The organism is Mesorhizobium sp. MC2-1-1 (assembly GCF_057597255.1).
The window spans coordinates 5,948,032-5,966,926 of sequence record NZ_CP195205.1; the positions used below are offsets into that span (position 1 = coordinate 5,948,032).

19 protein-coding genes are annotated in these 18,895 nt (G+C 59.0%); 5 read left to right on the forward strand and 14 right to left on the reverse strand.

Going from position 1 to position 18,895, the window contains the following annotated elements; genetic code table 11:
• The first annotated feature begins 9 nt into the window (after positions 1–9).
• A complete protein-coding gene (locus ACR64R_RS29090) occupies positions 10–1,086 on the forward strand; it encodes a histidine kinase dimerization/phosphoacceptor domain -containing protein (RefSeq protein ID WP_487359646.1) in 1,077 nt (358 codons plus the stop codon).
• A 236-nt stretch (positions 1,087–1,322) separates the two neighbouring features.
• Here ACR64R_RS29090 and ACR64R_RS29095 read toward each other — a convergent pair whose 3' ends face one another.
• From ACR64R_RS29095 to ACR64R_RS29115, 5 genes are all read right to left on the reverse strand, one after another.
• On the reverse strand, positions 1,323–2,462 hold the full coding sequence (locus tag ACR64R_RS29095) for a glycosyltransferase family 4 protein (protein WP_487359647.1): 1,140 nt from the start codon (positions 2,460–2,462) through the stop codon (positions 1,323–1,325).
• 47 nt (positions 2,463–2,509) lie between these two features.
• Positions 2,510–3,340, reverse strand: coding sequence for an amidohydrolase family protein (locus ACR64R_RS29100; protein WP_487359648.1), 831 nt, complete (start codon positions 3,338–3,340; stop codon positions 2,510–2,512).
• 268 nt (positions 3,341–3,608) lie between these two features.
• Positions 3,609–5,267 carry a family 1 glycosylhydrolase gene (locus tag ACR64R_RS29105; protein ID WP_487359649.1) on the reverse strand — a complete coding sequence of 553 codons (1,659 nt, stop codon included), beginning with the start codon at positions 5,265–5,267 and terminating at the stop codon, positions 3,609–3,611.
• Complete coding sequence (gene glf, locus ACR64R_RS29110) at positions 5,264–6,391, reverse strand: UDP-galactopyranose mutase (RefSeq protein WP_487362579.1); 1,128 nt, start codon at positions 6,389–6,391, stop codon at positions 5,264–5,266. The genes ACR64R_RS29105 and glf overlap by 4 nt, the downstream gene beginning before the upstream one ends.
• Positions 6,392–6,393: 2 nt before the next feature.
• Positions 6,394–7,557 carry a glycosyltransferase family protein gene (locus ACR64R_RS29115; protein ID WP_487362580.1) on the reverse strand — a complete coding sequence of 388 codons (1,164 nt, stop codon included), beginning with the start codon at positions 7,555–7,557 and terminating at the stop codon, positions 6,394–6,396.
• Positions 7,558–7,839: 282 nt separating this feature from the next.
• Here ACR64R_RS29115 and ACR64R_RS29120 point away from each other — a divergent pair, with 282 nt between their 5' ends.
• On the forward strand, positions 7,840–8,763 hold the full coding sequence (locus tag ACR64R_RS29120) for a glycoside hydrolase family protein (protein WP_487359650.1): 924 nt from the start codon (positions 7,840–7,842) through the stop codon (positions 8,761–8,763).
• Between the two features lie 302 nt (positions 8,764–9,065).
• On the opposite strand, the gene ACR64R_RS29125 is transcribed toward ACR64R_RS29120, so the two are convergent.
• The 7 genes from ACR64R_RS29125 to xth form a co-directional block, all read right to left on the reverse strand.
• On the reverse strand, positions 9,066–9,953 hold the full coding sequence (locus ACR64R_RS29125; RefSeq protein ID WP_487359651.1) for a hypothetical protein: 888 nt from the start codon (positions 9,951–9,953) through the stop codon (positions 9,066–9,068).
• The gene (locus tag ACR64R_RS29130; protein ID WP_487359652.1) at positions 9,950–10,345 is read right to left on the reverse strand and encodes a phage holin family protein; all 396 of its coding nucleotides are present in this window, start codon (positions 10,343–10,345) and stop codon (positions 9,950–9,952) included. The genes ACR64R_RS29125 and ACR64R_RS29130 overlap by 4 nt, the downstream gene beginning before the upstream one ends.
• On the reverse strand, positions 10,342–10,866 hold the full coding sequence (locus tag ACR64R_RS29135; RefSeq protein ID WP_487359653.1) for a hypothetical protein: 525 nt from the start codon (positions 10,864–10,866) through the stop codon (positions 10,342–10,344). The genes ACR64R_RS29130 and ACR64R_RS29135 overlap by 4 nt, the downstream gene beginning before the upstream one ends.
• Positions 10,867–12,161: 1,295 nt before the next feature.
• Complete coding sequence (locus ACR64R_RS29140) at positions 12,162–12,377, reverse strand: hypothetical protein (RefSeq protein ID WP_487359654.1); 216 nt, start codon at positions 12,375–12,377, stop codon at positions 12,162–12,164.
• Between the two features lie 745 nt (positions 12,378–13,122).
• Positions 13,123–13,728, reverse strand: a complete 606-nt coding sequence (locus ACR64R_RS29145) for a hypothetical protein (RefSeq protein ID WP_487359655.1) — start codon at positions 13,726–13,728, stop codon at positions 13,123–13,125.
• A gap of 27 nt (positions 13,729–13,755) precedes the next feature.
• Positions 13,756–14,505, reverse strand: a complete 750-nt coding sequence (locus tag ACR64R_RS29150; protein WP_487359656.1) for a DUF4142 domain-containing protein — start codon at positions 14,503–14,505, stop codon at positions 13,756–13,758.
• Between the two features lie 139 nt (positions 14,506–14,644).
• Positions 14,645–15,418: an exodeoxyribonuclease III gene (gene xth, locus ACR64R_RS29155; RefSeq protein WP_487359657.1), complete on the reverse strand. Its 774-nt coding sequence runs from the start codon at positions 15,416–15,418 to the stop codon at positions 14,645–14,647.
• A gap of 118 nt (positions 15,419–15,536) precedes the next feature.
• On the opposite strand from xth, the gene ACR64R_RS29160 reads away from it, so the two are divergent.
• From ACR64R_RS29160 to ACR64R_RS29170, 3 genes are all read left to right on the forward strand, one after another.
• A complete protein-coding gene (locus ACR64R_RS29160) occupies positions 15,537–15,713 on the forward strand; it encodes a hypothetical protein (RefSeq protein WP_487359658.1) in 177 nt (58 codons plus the stop codon).
• 11 nt (positions 15,714–15,724) lie between these two features.
• Complete coding sequence (locus ACR64R_RS29165; RefSeq protein ID WP_487362581.1) at positions 15,725–15,892, forward strand: DUF4385 family protein; 168 nt, start codon at positions 15,725–15,727, stop codon at positions 15,890–15,892.
• 102 nt (positions 15,893–15,994) lie between these two features.
• A complete protein-coding gene (locus ACR64R_RS29170; RefSeq protein ID WP_487359659.1) occupies positions 15,995–16,264 on the forward strand; it encodes a hypothetical protein in 270 nt (89 codons plus the stop codon).
• Between the two features lie 292 nt (positions 16,265–16,556).
• Here the strand turns inward: ACR64R_RS29170 and ACR64R_RS29175 are convergent, their stop codons facing one another.
• Both ACR64R_RS29175 and ACR64R_RS29180 read right to left on the reverse strand, forming a co-directional pair.
• Complete coding sequence (locus ACR64R_RS29175; protein ID WP_487359660.1) at positions 16,557–17,900, reverse strand: phospholipase D-like domain-containing protein; 1,344 nt, start codon at positions 17,898–17,900, stop codon at positions 16,557–16,559.
• A gap of 563 nt (positions 17,901–18,463) precedes the next feature.
• Entirely contained in the window at positions 18,464–18,775 is a 312-nt protein-coding gene (locus ACR64R_RS29180; RefSeq protein WP_487359661.1) for a hypothetical protein, read from the reverse strand.
• Positions 18,776–18,895: the final 120 nt, after the last annotated feature.

Below are 18,895 nucleotides of genomic sequence, written 5' to 3' on the forward strand. Positions count from 1 at the left end.
AGGCCTAAAATGACATCGGATACAGAGAAGCCCGAGGCGGTCGAGCAGTTACTGGATACGCCCGAACTCGCCACCGCGCTCGAGAGCGAACAATTCAAGAAGTTCCTCGACCAGGTGCCAATTGCAATCGCAGTTTCAGATCTGATCGAAACGGAGCGGGTCGTATATGCCAATCCGGAGTTCGAAAAACTCTCCGGCCTGAAAGCAATCAGTTTGGCACGGAACAACTGGGCAGCGCTTGCCGGGACAGGAATGCGTGAGCAGAAGGACAAGGCGCTAGCCGAGTGCGTTGTCAGCGAAACCGATTTCGTGGGAACTTTCCGCCTGGAGCGTGCCGTCGACGGCCCGGCAGTCGTCGATGCCTACTCGAATTTGATAGTGGACGATGAAGGCAAGGCTTGTTTCCGGCTGGTCGCCTTGGTGGATGTATCCTTCCACGGTGAAGAGGCGGCCTCGGTCGAGGAGCGTGTTCGCGAAAAGGATACATTGCTACGGGAACTGCAGCATCGGGTAAAAAACAATCTCCAGATGATCACCGCACTCATCCGTCTGGAGACCCGTAATGCGGCGGAGCCCGATCAGAAGCGGTTCGAGAGGTTGGCCGGGCGTGTTGACGCTCTTGCATTACTCTACCAGGCGCTGTCGAACGACGAGCACAACGATGAGGTCGATCTCGGTATATACCTCAGCCAGATAGCATCTGCGGTAATGGCTTCGCATGCGGTCGAGGGTATACGCTTGGACATGAAAGTGGATACTTACCCCGTCTCGATCAACGTTGCGATGCCGACTGGATTGGTCGTGAACGAACTGCTGACGAATGCGCTGAAACACGGCTTCAAAGGACGAGAGGGCGGCACGATCACGCTTCACAGTGTTGTCGATGGCGACGGATGCCGCATTACTATCGCCGATGACGGAATTGGCTTGCCGGAGGGCGGGACATGGCCGAAGCCCGGTAAGCTCGGGGCGCTGATCGCGCGCTCGTTGACCGAGAACGCCAAAGCGCATTTCGAGGTCAAATCCGGCGCCGGCGAAGGGACGAAAGTCACCATAGTCTTCAAGCGCTCGGCGGCAGCGAGTTGACGAGTTTTGCGCTTCCGACCTCAATCCCCACCAAGGGCCCAACCGTGGCAGCGTCAAGGTCATCATACATCGATGACACCGTTCGTAAGGCTTCCAGAATGCCGTTTGATTGCGTCGGTAGCGGTCCGGCTGTTGCCAATTTACGGCGATAGCTCTCGTTCTTCGCAATCGACTCGGTAATAATTGCGGCAGAGCGAAAGGTCGAATGGGTTCCTGCCAACTCATTCGTGACAAGATCAAGGGACGGAATGAAGACGCGGCTGTTCCGGCACGGCACGGAGCAACTCACGGAATACTTGACAGGTCAATTCCGCTGACCGACGAATGTCGAAATGGGCCCGCGCCCGCGTAATGCTCTTAGCCGACATCGACTCCAGGCGGCGCCTGTTGTCAATTAGCGCAATGGCGGCTTGAGCGACACCTTCCCAGTCGCCGGGATACTCAGAAACGATACCTGGCCATTCCTGTGTCCCGATCAAAATTCCCGTCTCGCCGGTTTCAATGATCTCGGGCACCCCCCCAACACCGATTGCAACCACAGGGACGCCCGTGGCCATGGCCTCGAGGACCGCAAGAGGCATTGCGTCGGCACGTGATGTGTGCAGCATCAGGTCGAACGAGGGGTAGACCTGGTTGGGCTCTCGCCAAAGCCCTGCCATGTGAAGTCGTGAACCGATTCCGGCGCGCTCGGATGCTCTGGCCAATTCGATTTCCATGGCGCCGGTGCCAACCATGGCGAAATGCACGTCCGGTCGGCGCTGCAATATGAACTCCGCCGCTTTGACGAACTTGTCGGGGCCCTTCTCCCAGGCAAGACGGCCAACGAATCCGACCAGGAAGTCGTTGGGACTGATGTTAATCGCTTGTCGAAACTTCGCCCGGTCGGCTGATGCCGGATGGAAGGTTTCAAGATCGACGCCGTTAGGCACCAGGCTGACGCAGTCGGGAGTCAGGCCGACGGCCATAGCCTGTGACCATGCTTCTCGGCATACCACGATTGTGTGGCTGCCGGTGTTGCGGGCAACGCTGATTTCCTGCGGTTGCAGGCTCATGCCGTGCAGGGTGGCCACCGTTGGGATGTCCGTCAGTTTGCCGGCGACCGCAGCGCATGTGTGCGCGTTCATGAGGTGGGCGTGCAAGAGACTGACCCCTGTCTGGCGCACCAGTGTGCAGATCATCTCAATCGTTCGCCAGGGCGGGTCGTCACGCAGGGGCGCAATGTAGACGTCATGTCCCCGGCTCCGGGCGGCCTTCGTGTAGGCGCTCTCGAAAGGGCATAACAGGGATACTTTGAACTCGTCGGCCGGGAGACAGGCAATTAGATTGCGGACGTAGTTTTCCATCCCGCCAACGATGGCGTTTCCCAAGACCTGCATGACGTGAATCCGGTCCTTGGATTCCGGAACGACATGGGGCGCTAAACTCACAGATTTGCCTTTCCGGGTATGCCGTTCAGTCGAAGCCACTGCGCGGCAGTGCCGCTCAGGATCTGTTCTCGATCAGGAACGGAAACCTCCAACAGATCCAACAACTCGACAATTTCAGCGATCGCCGAACGGATGTGACTGCCTTCGCAGGGAAGAAATCGGTCGCTGCCAAATTGGATCGAACGAGGCCCGATGACATCTATCGCCTTCCTGAAAACCTCCTCACGATATATCGGAGGGGGGCCGAAGGAGGTGTCGAAACGGAATTGGCTTTCAACCGGATCGACCCCTTGGATACGATCGATTACCCCGACCGCGTTCGCTTCATCGCACCAAGGCCAGCCCAGATGCGCCAGTGTTACGCGAAGGCCGGGATGATCCCTGACGGCTTCGTAGAATGTTGGGCGGCAATACCGCCCCGATCGCCCGTCGATGAAGATGCCGCTGTGGAACAGTATGGGAAGGCCCAGTCGCGCGGCGATCTCGTACACCCGATGGGCGCAATCGTCGTAGGGGTACCATCCAGTCGGCACCATCTTGAGCGCGCGAATACCCGGCAGCTCGGCCGCCCGCTCGAGGTCGTCAGGCGCTTCTCGATGGAGCGGGTTGACGACGGCAAAGCCAACCAGACGGTCGGTATGAGCCTTGAGTAGGTCGGACAGGTAGCGGTTGCCGTCGCGCAGCGAGGCGGGGTCGTCCAACGAGTAGGGGCTGGTAAGGAAGGGCGCGAGTAGGAAGGCGACATCCACCCCGGCGTCATCGAGTGTTCTCAAAACTCCGGCGGTTGTTTCCTTGCCGGAGGTATGAAGGTGGGCGTCTATGATCATGAGTTTTGCTCCGTCTGGCGACAACTTGCGTGATCGCGTCGCGTTCCCGAAAATCGTCGGCAAGCGCCCTTCCGCCTCGGGCCGATCACGCCGTCCGTTGTGATGCGGCCGATTGTCGAGTGCGGTTCGCTCGATACATGCGTCCAAAAGGGCGGACCGGGAAAGCCAGTTCGGGAATGAGATGGGGTTCCATGGACGCCTGAGCCACCAGCCGTGGGGCCGAGGGGAGCGGACACTCGGTTCGACGCTAAATCGTCGAGGGCCGGTGTTACGCGACAAAACTCTGCGCAGCCTCGCCAACCAACTCGCTTTGAACGACAAATGGCGACAAGGCGAATTGATTGGCAGCAGCACAACGCAATGCGAACCTACCGCGTTGGCCGTCGATGATGAGATCAAGCGCTGCGTTGGCGACGTCAATCAGCGACGAGCGGCAATCGTATTGCAACTGCAATTCACTGTTGTCGGGATAGTGGCAAACGAGGCTGCATGCCGCCGGCGCGACAGCAATAAGAGCCCATGCGCCATCATTGCGAATGGAGAGCTGCGAGCGGTTTGGTGGGGCCGCGCAGGCTGGAAGCCGGCGAAAGGCACAGCACTCCTCGAGGGCGGAAATCAATCGACCGAATCCTACCAGGAGCAGAGGGCGCGTTTTGTCGGGAGGCGCTTGATCGCGGATCCACCAACCCGGTCGATCGAGTACGGGATGGTCGATCAGTCCTTTGCTGGCGAGTGCTTTGATTGCATGCGCCAGCGCAGTCGCGCGCGGGATGCCGCCTCGGACGTCGAAGGCGCCGCTTTCATAAAAGCCGTCCCGCGCCGTCAGCAGGCTGTTCCAGTCGATTGCTCCGAAAAGCGACCATGCCGTAACGGCCCGCACGGCCACGCCACGCTTTGCGGCTGCCTCGGCAGCATTCCAGCCTTCGACCAGCCAGCGCATTTGCTCATCGCGTGTCGACCCGTTGTGCAGTTCGGTTACTGCGATCGGCAAATGATATCGCTCCCAAACCTCGTCGATGCGTGGACCCAGACCAACGCCGGAGCAGGTTTCGGAGCGAACCGCTGCGATATCGACATACGCGTCGATGCCGTTCCCGCCGACAAATTCGTCAGGATGTCGACCGATTTCCTCATCGAGCATTCGATCGCTAGTCAGGTAGTAGTCTAGCCCAATGACATCGGGTATTGAGGGACGCGCGGCAAGCCTCATCAGGACCTGTGGATCGATATCTGCCTCGATCAGGCGGCGGTGCATCGGATGCCGATCGTCGACCCGCCCCCCCAGAAGGTCCAGCGAGAGCCAGCGCCGTTCGTTTTCGTACTCGGCCTGATACGCAAGACGCGGACTGCAAAACACTCGCCCGACATCCTCCGTCTGGACCAACTTCGCCTCGGGTACATGGCGCCGTATTGCATCCATGGCGCGCGCTGTGGCGAGGCATTGAGCGGCGACAAGTTGAAAGCAGGTTCTTTCGTCATGTCCGTGAGGCTGCCACAGACCATAAAGGCCGCTCATCCGAGCGGTCGTCAGAGGTTCGTTGATCGGCGTGTAGAGGTCGACCCACGGATAGCGCCGGGCAAAGGCCTCGGCAAATCGGGAAAATTCATCCTGAAAGTCCGGTGCGAGCACATGGGTCCATGACGGACCGCTGCCGTGGTGAAGAAGACCGGCAATCGGTTTGATTCCCAACGCCCTCAGACGCGCAAGGCGCACATCCGCCCAGCTCCAGTCGTAACAGCCAGCTGCGGTCTCCACCATCTCCCACAAGATCGGGTATCGCAGCGTTCGTATACCCAGGCCCGCGATGAGATCGAGGTCCTCGATGCGTTGAAGATGGCCGGTTTCGAAGAGCTCATCGCGGACCACGTCTCCGACCCGGACGTGGCTGCATTCCACCCCGCCCCACATTTCCAACGAAGGTTTCATTCCGCGGCCTCGGCCGCCGTGGACGGCTGTTGCAACTGCCGTTGGATTCGGCCGAAAGTGGCAAGCGCCTGACCAACGACCTGGTCCATATTGTAGTAGCGGTATGTCGCCAGCCGCCCAACGAACCACACATCCGGTATCGCGGCGGCCAGCGCCTGATATCTCTTGTAGAGCGCTTCGTTTTCCGCTCGCGGCACCGGGTAATACGGGTCGCCGATATCGGTCGGGAACTCGTAGGTCAGGCTGGTCTTCGGACTTTTCTGTCCGGTCAGATGTTTGTACTCGGTGATGCGCGTATAAGGCTCTGCCTGGGGGTAATTCACTACGGCGACGGGCTGGAACTGTTCGCGATCCAGTGTGACATGCTCGAACCGCAGCGAGCGATAGGGAAGCGACCCCAACGAGCAATCGAAGTATTCGTCGACCGGTCCCGTATAGATCATCCGGCGGAACGGAATTGATGACCGCACGTCGCGATAGTCCGTCTGCAGCATGATCTTGATATTGCGATGGGCGAGCATACGGTGGAACATGCGGGTATAGCCACCGGCCGGCATCTGTTGGAAAGTGTCGCCGAAATATCGGTCGTCCCGATTTGTGCGGGTCGGCACCCGGGCAGTCACCGACTTGCTCAGCTGGGAAGGGTCCACGCCCCATTGTTTGGTGGTGTAACCGCGAAAGAACTTCTCATAGAGTTCTCTGCCGATGGTGCTGACGACAACATCCTCTGCCGTCCGCACCTCATCTACTGACTCACGGCGCGATGCGAAGAAGTCCTGGAGTCCCTCGGACGTCAGCTGGAGATCGTAAAGCCTGTTGATCGTATCGAGGTTGATGGGGATTGGCAGCAACTGTCCGTCCACATGCGACAGGACACGATGCTCGTACGGCCGCCAAGCAGTAAACTGGGAGAGATAATCGACGATCGGTTGGGCATTGGTGTGGAAAATATGTGGCCCGTACTGATGAACGAGGATGCCCGCCTCATCGTAGCAATCATAGGCATTGCCGCCGACATGGGCACGCTTGTCGACAAGCAGCACGGTCTCGTTTCGTTGCGAAGCGATGCGCTCGGCAAGCACGCTGCCGGCAAAGCCGGCGCCGACAATCATCCAGTCGAACATGGTCATGCGCTCCGCCGGAAAGGAACGACGTTCTTGCGCGAGAGCGCCTGCTGGATATGCCCGGCCATTGCAACCCAGGTTTTTTCCCAGGACATGTCGATCAGATAGGCATCGACCTGTGGCAGAAGCGAATGGCGAGGGCGTGCCAGCATCGATCTTATTTTCGGTACGGCATCCTCTGCGTCGATGATTTCGACCAGGCCTTGCGCGCCATAGCTACGGACCACGTCGACGATGGCGGTCGAAACGAGTGGCACTCCGGCTGCGAGAAATTCCGGAGTTTTGGTGGGGCTGATATAGCGGGTGGCAGCGTTCAGCGCGAACGGCATCCATCCGGCATCCCAATGTCTCAGATAATTGGGAAGATCCGCATACGCCTTGCCGCCAAGCCAATGGAGGTTTGCCGACTTGGGGAGGGTGGCGGGATCAATCTTGACCACCGGCCCCAGCATCACGAAATGGACATCAGGCATGCTGTTTGCGACGTGCGCCACCAGATCGGGATCAAGCCGCTCGTCGATTACTCCGAAATATCCCAGACGTGGATGGGGGATCTGCGCCTGATCCGCTGGGTCCGCGCCCGGGGCCCTGGCCTTATGAAAATGCGTGAAGTCGATGCTGCTCGGGAACGGAAAAATCGACTTGTGCAAGCTACGCTTGGCTTCGTACAGGCTTTGGCCGCCAGTGAACACGACATCCGCTCGGCCCAACAGCCGCTTTTCCATCTCGATGAGTTCTGCGGGAGCGTTTTTGAACGCCGAGAGTTCATCCATGCAGTCATAGACACAGACGTCGCAGGTAAGATGGCTGCTGAACCGCAGAGACATCGGAGTGTAATACCAAAGAGTTAGCATTTGATGCGGCGCTGACGCTACGACGACATCCACGAGGTGCTGTTGCATTGCCGCTGCTTCGACGTCGCCTGTTCGTGTCGGTAGAACGGGAGTAACCACAGTAATGGAAGGCGCGACGATGTCGGACCGCATTGTTGCCTGGGCAACGTCTTCGAAGACGGGCTCCTCGAAATAGATCACCCTGTGGGATTTGGAGGCCAGGGTGAGAATGTGCTGGGGTCTTTGAAAGACAAAATTCCACCTCAGATGGCTGAAACACATCAAAAGATCTCGGTTTGTAGTGTTTTTCATTTCTGTCGGCGAGTTAAGCATCGTCAATCACCTTCCGTATTGCACATGTTGAACATCTCGACGTGGCGCTACAACAAATGTTAAGACCACCGTTGAGATGTGATCGCTAGCTAATGGCCTAACTTGGCTAAGCGGCACTCGTTCCCCGACGATCCGGATTCATTGAATTGCTGGACCGGTCGGAATTTGAGACTGTGGGGGTGTCTCTAAGAGATGGAGTTGCGGGCTGATTGACATTGGCAGAGATTTGGCAAGCCAAGGACAATTCGGGGCGGCCTGCAGCCGCCACGTGACAGGGGGGCGATGTCGATCGACTTCGAAACGGATGTCTTTCCGCTTTTTTCGCCGGCCGTCGTCGACGACGTGAAAGATCCATGCCCAGTGTTTGACGGCAGGCTCTGGCACCTGTTCGGTTCCGCAGGCACCACCACCAGCGAATCTTGGAGCATCTTTCACGCTACGGCGGCCGACATCTATGGCCCTTGGATTGAACATCAGCCAATTGCGCTGCCGGTTTCCGGGTCGGGCGTGGCCGCGCCCGGTGTGATTTTCGAAGACGGCGTCTTTCACATGTTCATCCAAACGGATTTCATGAAGTCCGGCGGGCGCTGTGAGCATGCCGTGTCCGACGATGGCTTCCGTTGGAATGTCTTAGGTCCAGCGATAGTGGCCTTGCCCGGAACCGGGGAGGACGGGATATACGATCCCCATCCAGCCCTCGTCAGGGGCAAGCGCTATATCGTTTACTCGGGAATGCCGCCCTTCGTCACGGTACCGCAGCCCGACGTCTATTTGGCACGCAGCCAGTCAAACTCATGGTTCGGACCATGGAAACGGGTCGGCAAAATCTTGGAACACAACGACGTGCCTCACCACAATGCGCGCCAAGACCCCGATTACGAATGGGGCATCGAAGGCGCTCAATTGGTGGAGTTGCCGGACAGCCGCATCCTTCTCAACGCAACGTGCTTTCTCCCCGAAGGTCCGAGGGGGAGCCGGCAGCGTGTATTCTTCGCCGTCGCCGATCACATCGAAGGTCCCTACATCACGGTCGGTCCAGTTCTGGATCCGGGAGAACCAGGCGAAAACGGGCACTCGACCGTCGTTCTCGAAGGCAGCCAGTTGACTCTCTTTTATCAGTGCCGGCGAGCCATGACGGGTCACCGATGGCGTTACGGAATTGCAAAGTGCGACCTGGCCAAACAAGGTTTCGCGAAGGTAGCCTAAACGGCTGCGGCGCATCGTCAAACCACTGGCGGGTGTCCTCCAAACATGAACGTCCAAGCTGGCTGGCGCACGCCGGACCAGCGAGTTCCGTAGGCGAGTTGAAACTGTTCCGTCGCTTAACGTTCCAGAGAACCACCTGATGTTGGCGCCGGCCCGCCGGCACGCCGGACGCGGGTTTGTGCCGTCTTGCTGCTGCCAGCGGTCTTCTCACCGGCCGTGGGCTGCTCACCACACTTTGCTGATGCGCCAGAGTCGTTATTCACAGGCGCTCTAGTGGTTCGGTTCGACCGGCCCCTAAGCCATTATGTCGTATAGGGATCCTCTCTGACGCTGCCGATCTTATCGCGCACGCTTTTCTCCGCTTGCGACGCCGCCGATCTCGCAACATCGGAAACTGCGTCGATAAGTGAGGCCGGATCGGAGGCGATGCCTTGCTTGTCGGCCTCATCTTTCACAGCCTGATAGGTTTGCGCCGCGACATCCTTGACCCCCTCGACGCCTTGGTTGAGCAGTTCGTTGACCTTGCCGCGCACTGCATCACTCGTGTCGCCAAGTTGTTCGTCCTCGAAGTCCGTTCGAGGCAGCATCGCGCCGATAGCGGTGCCAAAAGCCAGCCCCAGCGCAGCCAGAACCAGCGGCTCCTGCCGCAGAATTTCGGATGCGGCCGTTGCTGCCTTGCTCGCGATCTCGCCTGCACTGCCACCGTAGTTCATTGCCGTATCCGTGACATTGCGCGCGGCGTCCGACATGCCTGTTCTAGCGCCCTCGACGGCATCGCCAACCACAGACTTCGCTTTGTCCATCATTCCTGACAGAGTCTCTGAGACCTCCAGGCCGGAGCCATTGCTGGTTTGGGCGTCGATTTCTGTATCGTCGTACACAGTTCCCGGTCGCGCATTCTGCCAGGGCGCTGCAGCGCTTTTGACGACAGTTGGCTGAGCCGAAAACTGCCCCGCCATTAACCAGGTCAGCCCGACGCCCACCAAAGCGACGGGAAGGGGATTTGCACCAACTTGCGAACGAAGCGTCGCCAGCATCGAACTGCTGTCACCGCTGGTGAACAGTCCTGAGAATTCGTCAATGAGCTGGCCAGGCGTCATCTTGGCGCGAATGGATTCGGCCGTGCTTGAAACCTTTGCGCGTGCGAGTTCGGCCTCGTGCTCGAGTTCGGCGGATGTTTTGTCGGTCATTTGACTTGGTCCTTAATCACATTTGCATCGCGCTTTAGCTGCCCTGCCGTGCGATCCGGCGCCAGCTCGGAGGGTTTCATGGTTGACGAGCCTGCTCTCAACAAAATCAGGCCCAGGATCGCGACCAGCACCCCGACGAGCAGGGACGACCAACCCGGCCCCAAAGGCGTTTTCGCCAGTGCTATGACGAGCGCTTGTAGAAGAACCAGCAACGCAGCCAACAAACATATAGCCCCGCCGAGAACCTCGATCGCGCCCGAGCCGGCTTTTTCGGCCTTCTCGGAAAGCTCCGCTCGCAGCAGGCGGCTTTCGGTCTGCACCAGCGTAGCTACCTGCTGTGAAAGATCGCTGATGAGGGTCATCAAACTACGGTCGTCGGAGCCAACACTCATGGCGCTGCCCTCTTTTCGGATGAGCCATCCGACGCAAGATCGGGTGGCGACGTAGGCGCGTCGGGCGAAGAGCTTTTGATGAACCGCCCAAGTGCCAGACCTGCTACGACTGCCCCGCCGATCAACGCCGCAGGATTGCTGGCACCGAACGCGCGGACTTCCGTCAAAACCTCCTCGAAAGGTTTATCCTTAAGTGACACGGAAATGCGTTCGAGACCACCTGCAGCCTCCAGCGCAAATTTCGACGCTGCGCGCTGATCATTGTTTCCCAAGTGCTCGCTCGCGGCGCGCACCGCACCCCCGAACGCGGCAATTGCCCCGGTCAACGTGTTCTGAGCAAGCTGGGCCTGGCCCAAAAGAGCATCCTTGCCTTCCGCGGCCACATCCTGAGCCTTCCGAGCCAGGTCTTCTTTTGCTTCGTTCAGACTGTCCGCAGCCTTTGTGCTGACTTTGCTCATCTGATTTGCGACCTGTTGTTGCGCCTCAGAAAAATCGGATACCGCGCCGGCTTCGGGCTTCATGTCTCTCTCCTTGCAAGCTGGTCAGTGAAAACCAAGGAACGAAAGGACCGCGAGTACGACCACGACCAGTCCGATCAGGTAAATGACAGAGTTCATGTTTGCGTTCCTCCTACAGCGGCAACTTGCCTTGACGGCAAACGTTCCAAACCGGATTAGACATTTCTTTCAAACTGCCTTCTGTCCGATCCGGGTAGCGAAGCGCTGGCAATGACAAACAAAGCAACGGCTTTGCAGAGGCGCCAGGGGCAAGTTCACAGCCTGTGCTCGAGATCAGTCGGCATGATCTCATACCTCGCGTTAGTTGAATGGCTCGGTATGCAAGGTCGACCCCGGACGGCTTTTGTGAATTGCGATCAGACGGGACCTCCGGGGTCGATCGATGTTTGACTTCGGTTGCTGTGGAGCAAAACGATGCCCTCGTCAGATATTGAGAATGACGATCAGGCTTCCGGTCCTTCGAAACGCCTGTCCTGCAACTCGCTAACCCCGACACCATATCCGACAACTCAGAAAGTCTCCGGAGCCGGTCTTGCAAATCGCCGAGCATTCGAAGGACGCCGAAGGGCAAGCGCTGACTCGCACTGCAACTCGAGGCTTGGTGATGGGGTTGCGGCGAGCTGGCCAAAGACGTCCAGGACCGAGCAACACAATAACGACCTGAAGTGAGCGTGGAGCCGACAATGCAAATTTTGGACACAGAAGTGCGGCGCGGCGGCGAGACACGACAGTGGCCTTCCACGGAGAGGGTGGAGAATTGGTGGCCGTCACCTTAGCTGACGGAATGGATATGGATGACCGCACATTGGTCGAGAAAGCCCGTGCGACCCTTTACAGGTTGCGCGTTTTGGGGACGTACGTGATGACCCACCTGATGCGTTGTACAATGGGCCAACGGCGCCCTGGCAATAGACGCTCGAACACCAGGACAAATGAGAAATCCGAACGGTCTCGGGAGTCTCACTCTATAACCTGGAACTCGTCGCGGAAGAATGCCGTCGCTCGGCAAGGATTTATGGGAAGATGCCTTGTCACGAGGGGAGGCACCCCTAGGATGGGCGGTTCGCGCTCGAGACCTGGCCGGTGAAATCTAGCAAACGTCAATTTCGAAGACCTGCAGATTGGGACCGCACCTGACGAGTGAGCGCCTTGGCTAAAGACACGTAGACAAGCGACCTGCAAGAAGCGAGATGTGCTGTTTCGCTTCTTGCTTAAAGCTCCCCCCGACCTGACGACCGCCGTGGCGCACCGCCCCTGCGCCTGGCCAAGCCCGGATAGTCACCGGGCCCGATCGCTATTCACTCGATTTCGATCACCCGCCGCGTGGGCTTCCGTTTGGCCGGCGTTGCACGTCGACGCGGTGGATCTGCCGCCGGTGCGCTCGCCTGTTGCTGCAATCTCAGTTCACGCAACCTGGCCGTTTTGGCCTGCCGTTTCTGGCGCTCGATATCTATAAGCCGGCGGGATTCTTCCGCAGCCCTTTCGATCCTCTCCTTGTCGATTCGACGTTGCATGGGGGCAAACTCCCTGTTGTAAAAGTTTGCGATTAATGACCCGGAGAGGCATCTGTTCCGAACTAAATAATTGACGAATGCCATCATTTGGAATTGAAATTCCTTGGCGAGGACGCCTCGGGCCGTCGACCGAATCTAGGCCGAAACGCCGACGTTCCAGTCGGCTCGCTGCTACTCTTTGAGCTAGGTCTTCTCGTCCATACCCGAGGCTGTTGAAAGGAAGAATTGCTCGATCTGCCGTATCAGCGCTTTCGGGACTTTGCCCGCCGCGGCATCAGCGTCGTCCTGCGCGGGCAACCCGATAACTAGCACTTGCAGAACCACGTCTCGCGGCCTGATGTGATCTTGGGAGCGCCGGCGATTCAGGCTTTCGGCCGTTACCACGCCAGCATGCCTCGCGCGCATTGGCCGACTTCGGAAGTTGCGCAACCGATTCGGCCCAGAGAGCGTCTATCCGATCGATCTCAGCTTCGCTGAACTCGGCCGTGCGTTCCCAGTAGCGGCCATCCTCTACTAAGTAGCCAAGATGGGTCTCACGCGATTGCGCGAGCGATGCGGCATCGAAATCAATCCGCCCTGCGAACGCCGCGCGAAGTGCATCGATACGTCGAGCGTTCAGGCGGGCGAGAACCTCAGGCCTGACGCGGGGGAAAACCAGCCGGCTTTCGGGCAGGCTGGAAAGATTGAGGCAAATGGCATGAACTTCGGCCCCGCCGACTTGGAGATCGGCGGGGCGGAAGGTTGTTTAGAGGGGGGTGGAGCGACGAACGCTATCGCGTTCGGCTTCGATGTCTCCAAACGGTTCGGCGCTTGGGTCGAAACCTTTCCACCCGCCGCTCTCGTAAGCGATGCGCCGTTCATCGAGGTTCACTGAGCGTTCTCCGCGCAGGATGCGTTCAGCTTCGCCAGAGATCCGATCGTCGACTTTCGCAGTCACCAAGGTGCCGCCGCGACGCACGCTCTCCGCATACACATGCGCGTCCCTTTCGGGAACGCCGGACTCGGTCAGCGCGCCGACAATGCCACCGGCGGCTCCGCCGACCACCGCGCCGCCAACTGCCCCAACCGCCGTGGCCGCAAGCCAGCCCGCTGCCACCACGGGTCCAACGCCAGGTATGGCCATAATGCCCAAGCCAGCGAGAAGGCCGCCGGCACCACCGACGACCGCTCCCAAGCCCGCGCCGGTCGCTGCGTCTTCGCCCGTTTCCGAGGCGGTATCCGCCCGATACCAATTGCCGGAATTGTTCGCCACGATGCTGATATCATCGCGTGGGACACCAATCGCTTCCAGTTCCCCGACAGCGTCGGAGGCGTCCTGATAATCATCGAAAAGTCCGGTGACGGTTGTCATTTTCATCTCCAATTCTTTTGGGTTCGGTTACTGCGCACCGGCAACCACGTTGCCCTGGAAGTCCAGAGCGACGGCCGTCTGCTTGCCGTCCTTGTCAGCGGTGCCGCGCCATATGCCTTTGTCGTCCTTCGTCAAAGCGCTGACGTTCGAGAAGCCGGCGTCCTCAATCCGGCTTTTGGCTTGCGCTTCCGTGAAGCTGTTGGCCCCTGGCACCGGTGCGGATGCATTGGACTGATCGTTGCTCGCTGCAGGAGCAGTACTGGTTGGGGCGGAGCTGTCAGTCTTGGTGGAAGCGATCTTCTCGATCATCTCCTGGTGCATCTTGAGCGTTGGCAGCGTCTGCTGGGCAAACGTCTTAAGTTCGGCGTTGTCGCCGTCGGCCGCATAGTCCTGGAACAGCTTGACGGCGTCTGCGTGAGCCTCTTGCTGCATCTTCACGTAGGACTGGTCGACCGACCCATTCGCGCTCGTCAAAGCCTCCAGATCGCTCTTGTGTTTTGCGTCCGTCTCTTTCGGGACCTGCAGCTTTTGCGCGCCGGCGATCGTCTGCAGCTTGGCGTTGGCTGCGCCGTGGTCGTCGATCATCTTCTGGGCAAACTCATTGACCGCTTCGTCCTGGGCTTTGCCTTGGACAGCCTTGCTGGATTCGACCTCGAAGATGCCGCCCGCCGCGGCCTTGTTGACGAAGTCCTGCGCGGTCTCGGCGCTCATTGCGGGGTAACTAGAGCCAAACGCTACGGAGGCCCACAGCGCTGCGGATATCAAACGGATTTTCATGGTTCAGATCCTCGCAAGCAACAAATCGTGCTAGCGGCTAACAAGAGCCCGCACTCTTTGTTCCGTCGCCAAACGGATTTGGTGATCTCGCACGGAGATCAACTATTGCTCTCGCCGGCACGACCGATGGACACGGAACCTATCCGCGCAAGTTTATCCAGGCGGGTGCATGGTCACTCGGCTTTTCCCAGCTTCGGGTTTCGACATCAACGCCGGCATCTTGAACTTGCTCGGCCAGCGCCGGACTTGCGAGCAAGTGATCCATGCGCAACCCGGAGCTTCGGTCGTAGCCTCCGCGGTACGAGAAATTCCAGTAAGTGTAGATACCCTTGCCGGGGTGGATCCGTCGCACCGCGTCCACCCAGCCCAGGGACAGTATGTTCGCATAGGCTGTCCTGCTTTCCGGGAAGAAGACTGCGTCACCCGACCAACGACGAGGGACTACGGCGTCAACCTCGGCCGGGACGACATTGTAGTCACCACATAGCACCGCGCGCTCGTCCAACAGTGACTTGCTGTAGGTCGATAGGCGCTCTAACCAGCGGAGCTTGTAGTCGAACTTGGGGCCGGGCGCCGGGTTTCCGTTGGGCAGGTAGATGCAGCCGATCACCAGATCGCCGACCGCCGCCTCCAAGTATCGGCTATGCGTATCGTCGGGGTCGCCGGGCAGCCCGCGGCGGCGCTCGACCGGATCCCTCCCGCGCGCCAGAATCGCCACGCCGTTGTAGGATTTCTGGCCGTGCCAGATTGCACCGAAGCCAGCGTCTCGGATCGCGTCGATAGGAAATTTGTCATCGGAAGTTTTCAACTCCTGCAGGCACACCACGTCGTAGTTGGTCTGGCCGAGCCATTTCAAAAGCACCGGCAGGCGGCCGTTGACACCATTGACGTTGAAAGTCGCAATGCGCGTCACCTTGGTCTCCCTGATTGTCTCCAGAACAAACGCGGAGTGAGGACGCCGGGTTCAATTGCTCCGGAACTGTTATGCAGCCTGCTTGTTCAATTTCGATGGCTCGCTCATGGAGGTTGATATGAACAGCAACGATCAATCGAGGCTGACGAAAAGGCAGACGCGACAGCCGCGCGAAGACAAAGGCCAGGAAAAGCGAGAGGCAGCCGCGAAGACGCCCGGCAAGACCAACGACTGGGATCGCGATATAGTGCACGGCGACGGAGACAGCCTTGGCATCGAACCTGGATCGAAATAGCCGGGCGATCTCTGCGACGGTCCCCGACTTCGTGGCGAGGGGACTTCGTCGGCGCCGACATGGCGCGAAAGTTCCCGCAGATGGGCTTCACGCGAAGCGACGTTACACAAACTACATGGGACGGTCGCAAATGCCGGCATGGATCACCAACATCTCGCACGCGGAACCGACGACTGTGAGAAGGGATGAGCGGCGCGATTTTCTACGACCGAGGGATGGGTGCCGGGAGAATAAGAGCTACGCGACTGCCTCAGAAATGGTGTCGGAAGATAGCGTGTTCGATGAAATCGCCGAATACGACTACGACCTGCTCGATTGCAGGCCTCCTGATCGACAAGAAAGTGACCAAGTTCGATCCCTCGAAGTTGGAGGACACTTATGGGGATACCGATCGCCATGATCGACGCCAAGCGCAAGGGCAAGAAGCCGCCGATGCCGGTGCCAAGGCCCAAGGAAAATGTGTCGTCGATCTGGTGTCGGTTCTCAAGAAGAGTCTTGCCAACGAAGGCATCAAACCTACGTCGAAAAAGCCGGCACGCAAATCAGCTTAGCCTCACAGAGAGCCGAAGGCCTGCTGATCGTTGGATGTGTAGTGAAGTATCCGCAAATGTCGGCGGTGCTTCTAGCGGGCGTGAAGTTGGGTGGCGAACGCCGACATCATCACCAGAGGAGTTGCTCACGTCGGCGCGGTGCCCGCAGCAGAACCAGTGCAGGAAGGTGCCTTCGGCGTTGGTAAAACTGCCGCCGATTCCCGGAAGCAATCTTCACGCTCCACACTTGCCCGGATGCCTAGCGGTCGTCGGGACAGTTCTGCGGGGCGGCCCGGTTCGCCCTCATAACGCGCTACAGCTGCGTATGGAGCCTGCCCGCCAACCAGTCGGTGATCTTCTCGCTAAGCGGGCGTGCCTGCCACTCCGCCAAGGTGATCTGTCTCGACCGCTTGAGATCCTCATTGAACAGGTCGATTTGCGTCTTCGCAAAGTCTCTCCCGTAGACATTCAAGGAGGCTTCATCGTTCAGCCGAAGGGATCGCTCGTCAAGATTGGTGGAACCGAAGCTCGCCCAAACGTCATCGACGATCAGCAATTTAGGATGGTACATGGTCGGCTGGAACTCATAGATGCGCACGCCGGCCTCGAGCAACTGACCCCAGAAATTGCGCGAAGCTTTTCGTACGACTGGCACATCAGTCAGCGAATTGGGTACGATGACATCGACGGCCACGCCTCTCTTTCTGGCGTCAAGTATTTGCTGCAGCGCGATATCGTCCGGCACGAAATAGGCCATCCCGATCCGCAGGTGATCCTTGGCTGCGGCAATAGCGGCAAGCATCATCAACTCCATGTCATTGGAGCCGTTCGGCTGTGAGGAAAGAACAAGCTGAGCACTGAGCTGCCCCGCGCCCTCGAGATGAGGATAAAACCTCTCCCCCTGTAAGCTCTCACCCGCCGTTTCCAGCCAGTTTTCGCCGAAAGCCGCCTGAAACGCGCTCACTGAAGGCCCTTCGATCCGATAGTGGGTATCCCTCCACTCGTTTGGATTGCGAGCGTCTCCCAGCCAGTTGTCCGCGATGCCCACCCCACCGGTAAATGCAACTCGTCCATCCACGATGAGCAGCTTGCGGTGCGTCCGATTGTTTACGCGATCGAGCGTGTACCAATAGATCGGCCGATACTCCTGAAACCGGACCCCGGCACCGGTCATGATGTGGATCAGGTCTGCGTCGAAAGGCAGGCTGCCAAGCCAGTCGACCAGCACTCGAACTTCCACGCCTTGGCGGGCCTTTGCCGCCAGCGCATTGGCGAACTCGTTGCCGACAGATCCAGACCAATAGATATAGGTTTCCATATTGATGCTGGATTGGGCCGAGGTAATTGCCTGGAGCATGGCCGGGAAAATTTCGTCGCCGTTGACCAAGGTTTGCACAGCGTTTTGCCCGAACATCTGACCCTGCGAATAGTTGCTCATGCTGCGCACGAATTGTGGGTCTGCCGCGTCGAACCGGTGCGGAACGATTGAGCGAATGGCACTTGGCTCCGCAGTGAGATTCAGCGCGGCCAGAGTGACCAGGACGGCCGCAATGGCGACGGCGGTGTATGGGAGCACGTCGACCCAACGGCCAACCTGGCGTTTGGCCAAAACTGTCTTGCTGTCGGCCCATAGCGTTCTAAAGTCCGGGGACGTCACGTTAGCCTGCTGCCCGTTCTGGGGAATGTACAAACCCAAAATGTGCGACCCTCGTGCAGGTTCCCGGCCGACAGCCCGTTTGCACCCTCATCCGATCCACCCCCCGACAGGCCGGGAGCCGTGCATCCCTTTGCGCCATTGCCGGGCGACTGAGAGCGGGCACTATTTCTCGCTTCGATCGGCTGGCGTGTTTAGGCACCCGATTTGATGCCGAAGGGCGGAGAGCACCGCACTATGGTCGCGATCTAAACCGTTTGGTACAACTTCATCAAAATGCACAAGACGTTGAAGATGACGCCGGCAATGCTCAGCGTGCGCCGTAGTCGCCTGTGTGTACGGGGATCAGACGCCCAGCCTTGAAGGGACCATAACTGGCGGAGAAATGTTCCGCGACTGTATCCGGTCGTTCAGCACGGTCCTCGCCCACAGCAGGTGGACGCGGCCGCCCCTATCCCGCACCAAGGCGAACGCCTCCGGCCGTCTTTGAAAGGTTGCAACAGCTGCGCCGGACGGATCAAGCACGCGGTAGACGTCCCCGGCGCAATCGACCTCATAGCGCTCCTTCATGGCCGGAACCGCTCGGTATGCCAGATGACCTTGCCATCGACCTTCATCGGCTTGTGGATGACCAGCTTCTTCGGCAGGTGCTCGAGGTGCAGTTCGAGGAGCGTCAGCTTGATATCTGGCTTGCAACGGCTGCAGTCGAACTTCAGCTTGAACGGGTCGGCGCCGCCTCCATACACAGGTCGGCCGAGCGGCAGTAGCGCACGTTGCCGCAGCCGCACTCGACCTTGAGGAGCATGTTGTGCCGGGTCGCCTTGCCCAGCGTATCGATCTTCTCGTGCGCCATGAGAACGAAATGAGAACAAATTCATTGCCCGTCAAGCCGGTTTGTGGAATCTTTTCGCCATGAGCGAGCCTGCTCGAACCGCGAGGAGGCCAAGCGTGCGCTGCGGCGCTTTGAACCCGGCCGATGGCATGCGGCCGGTATCCGA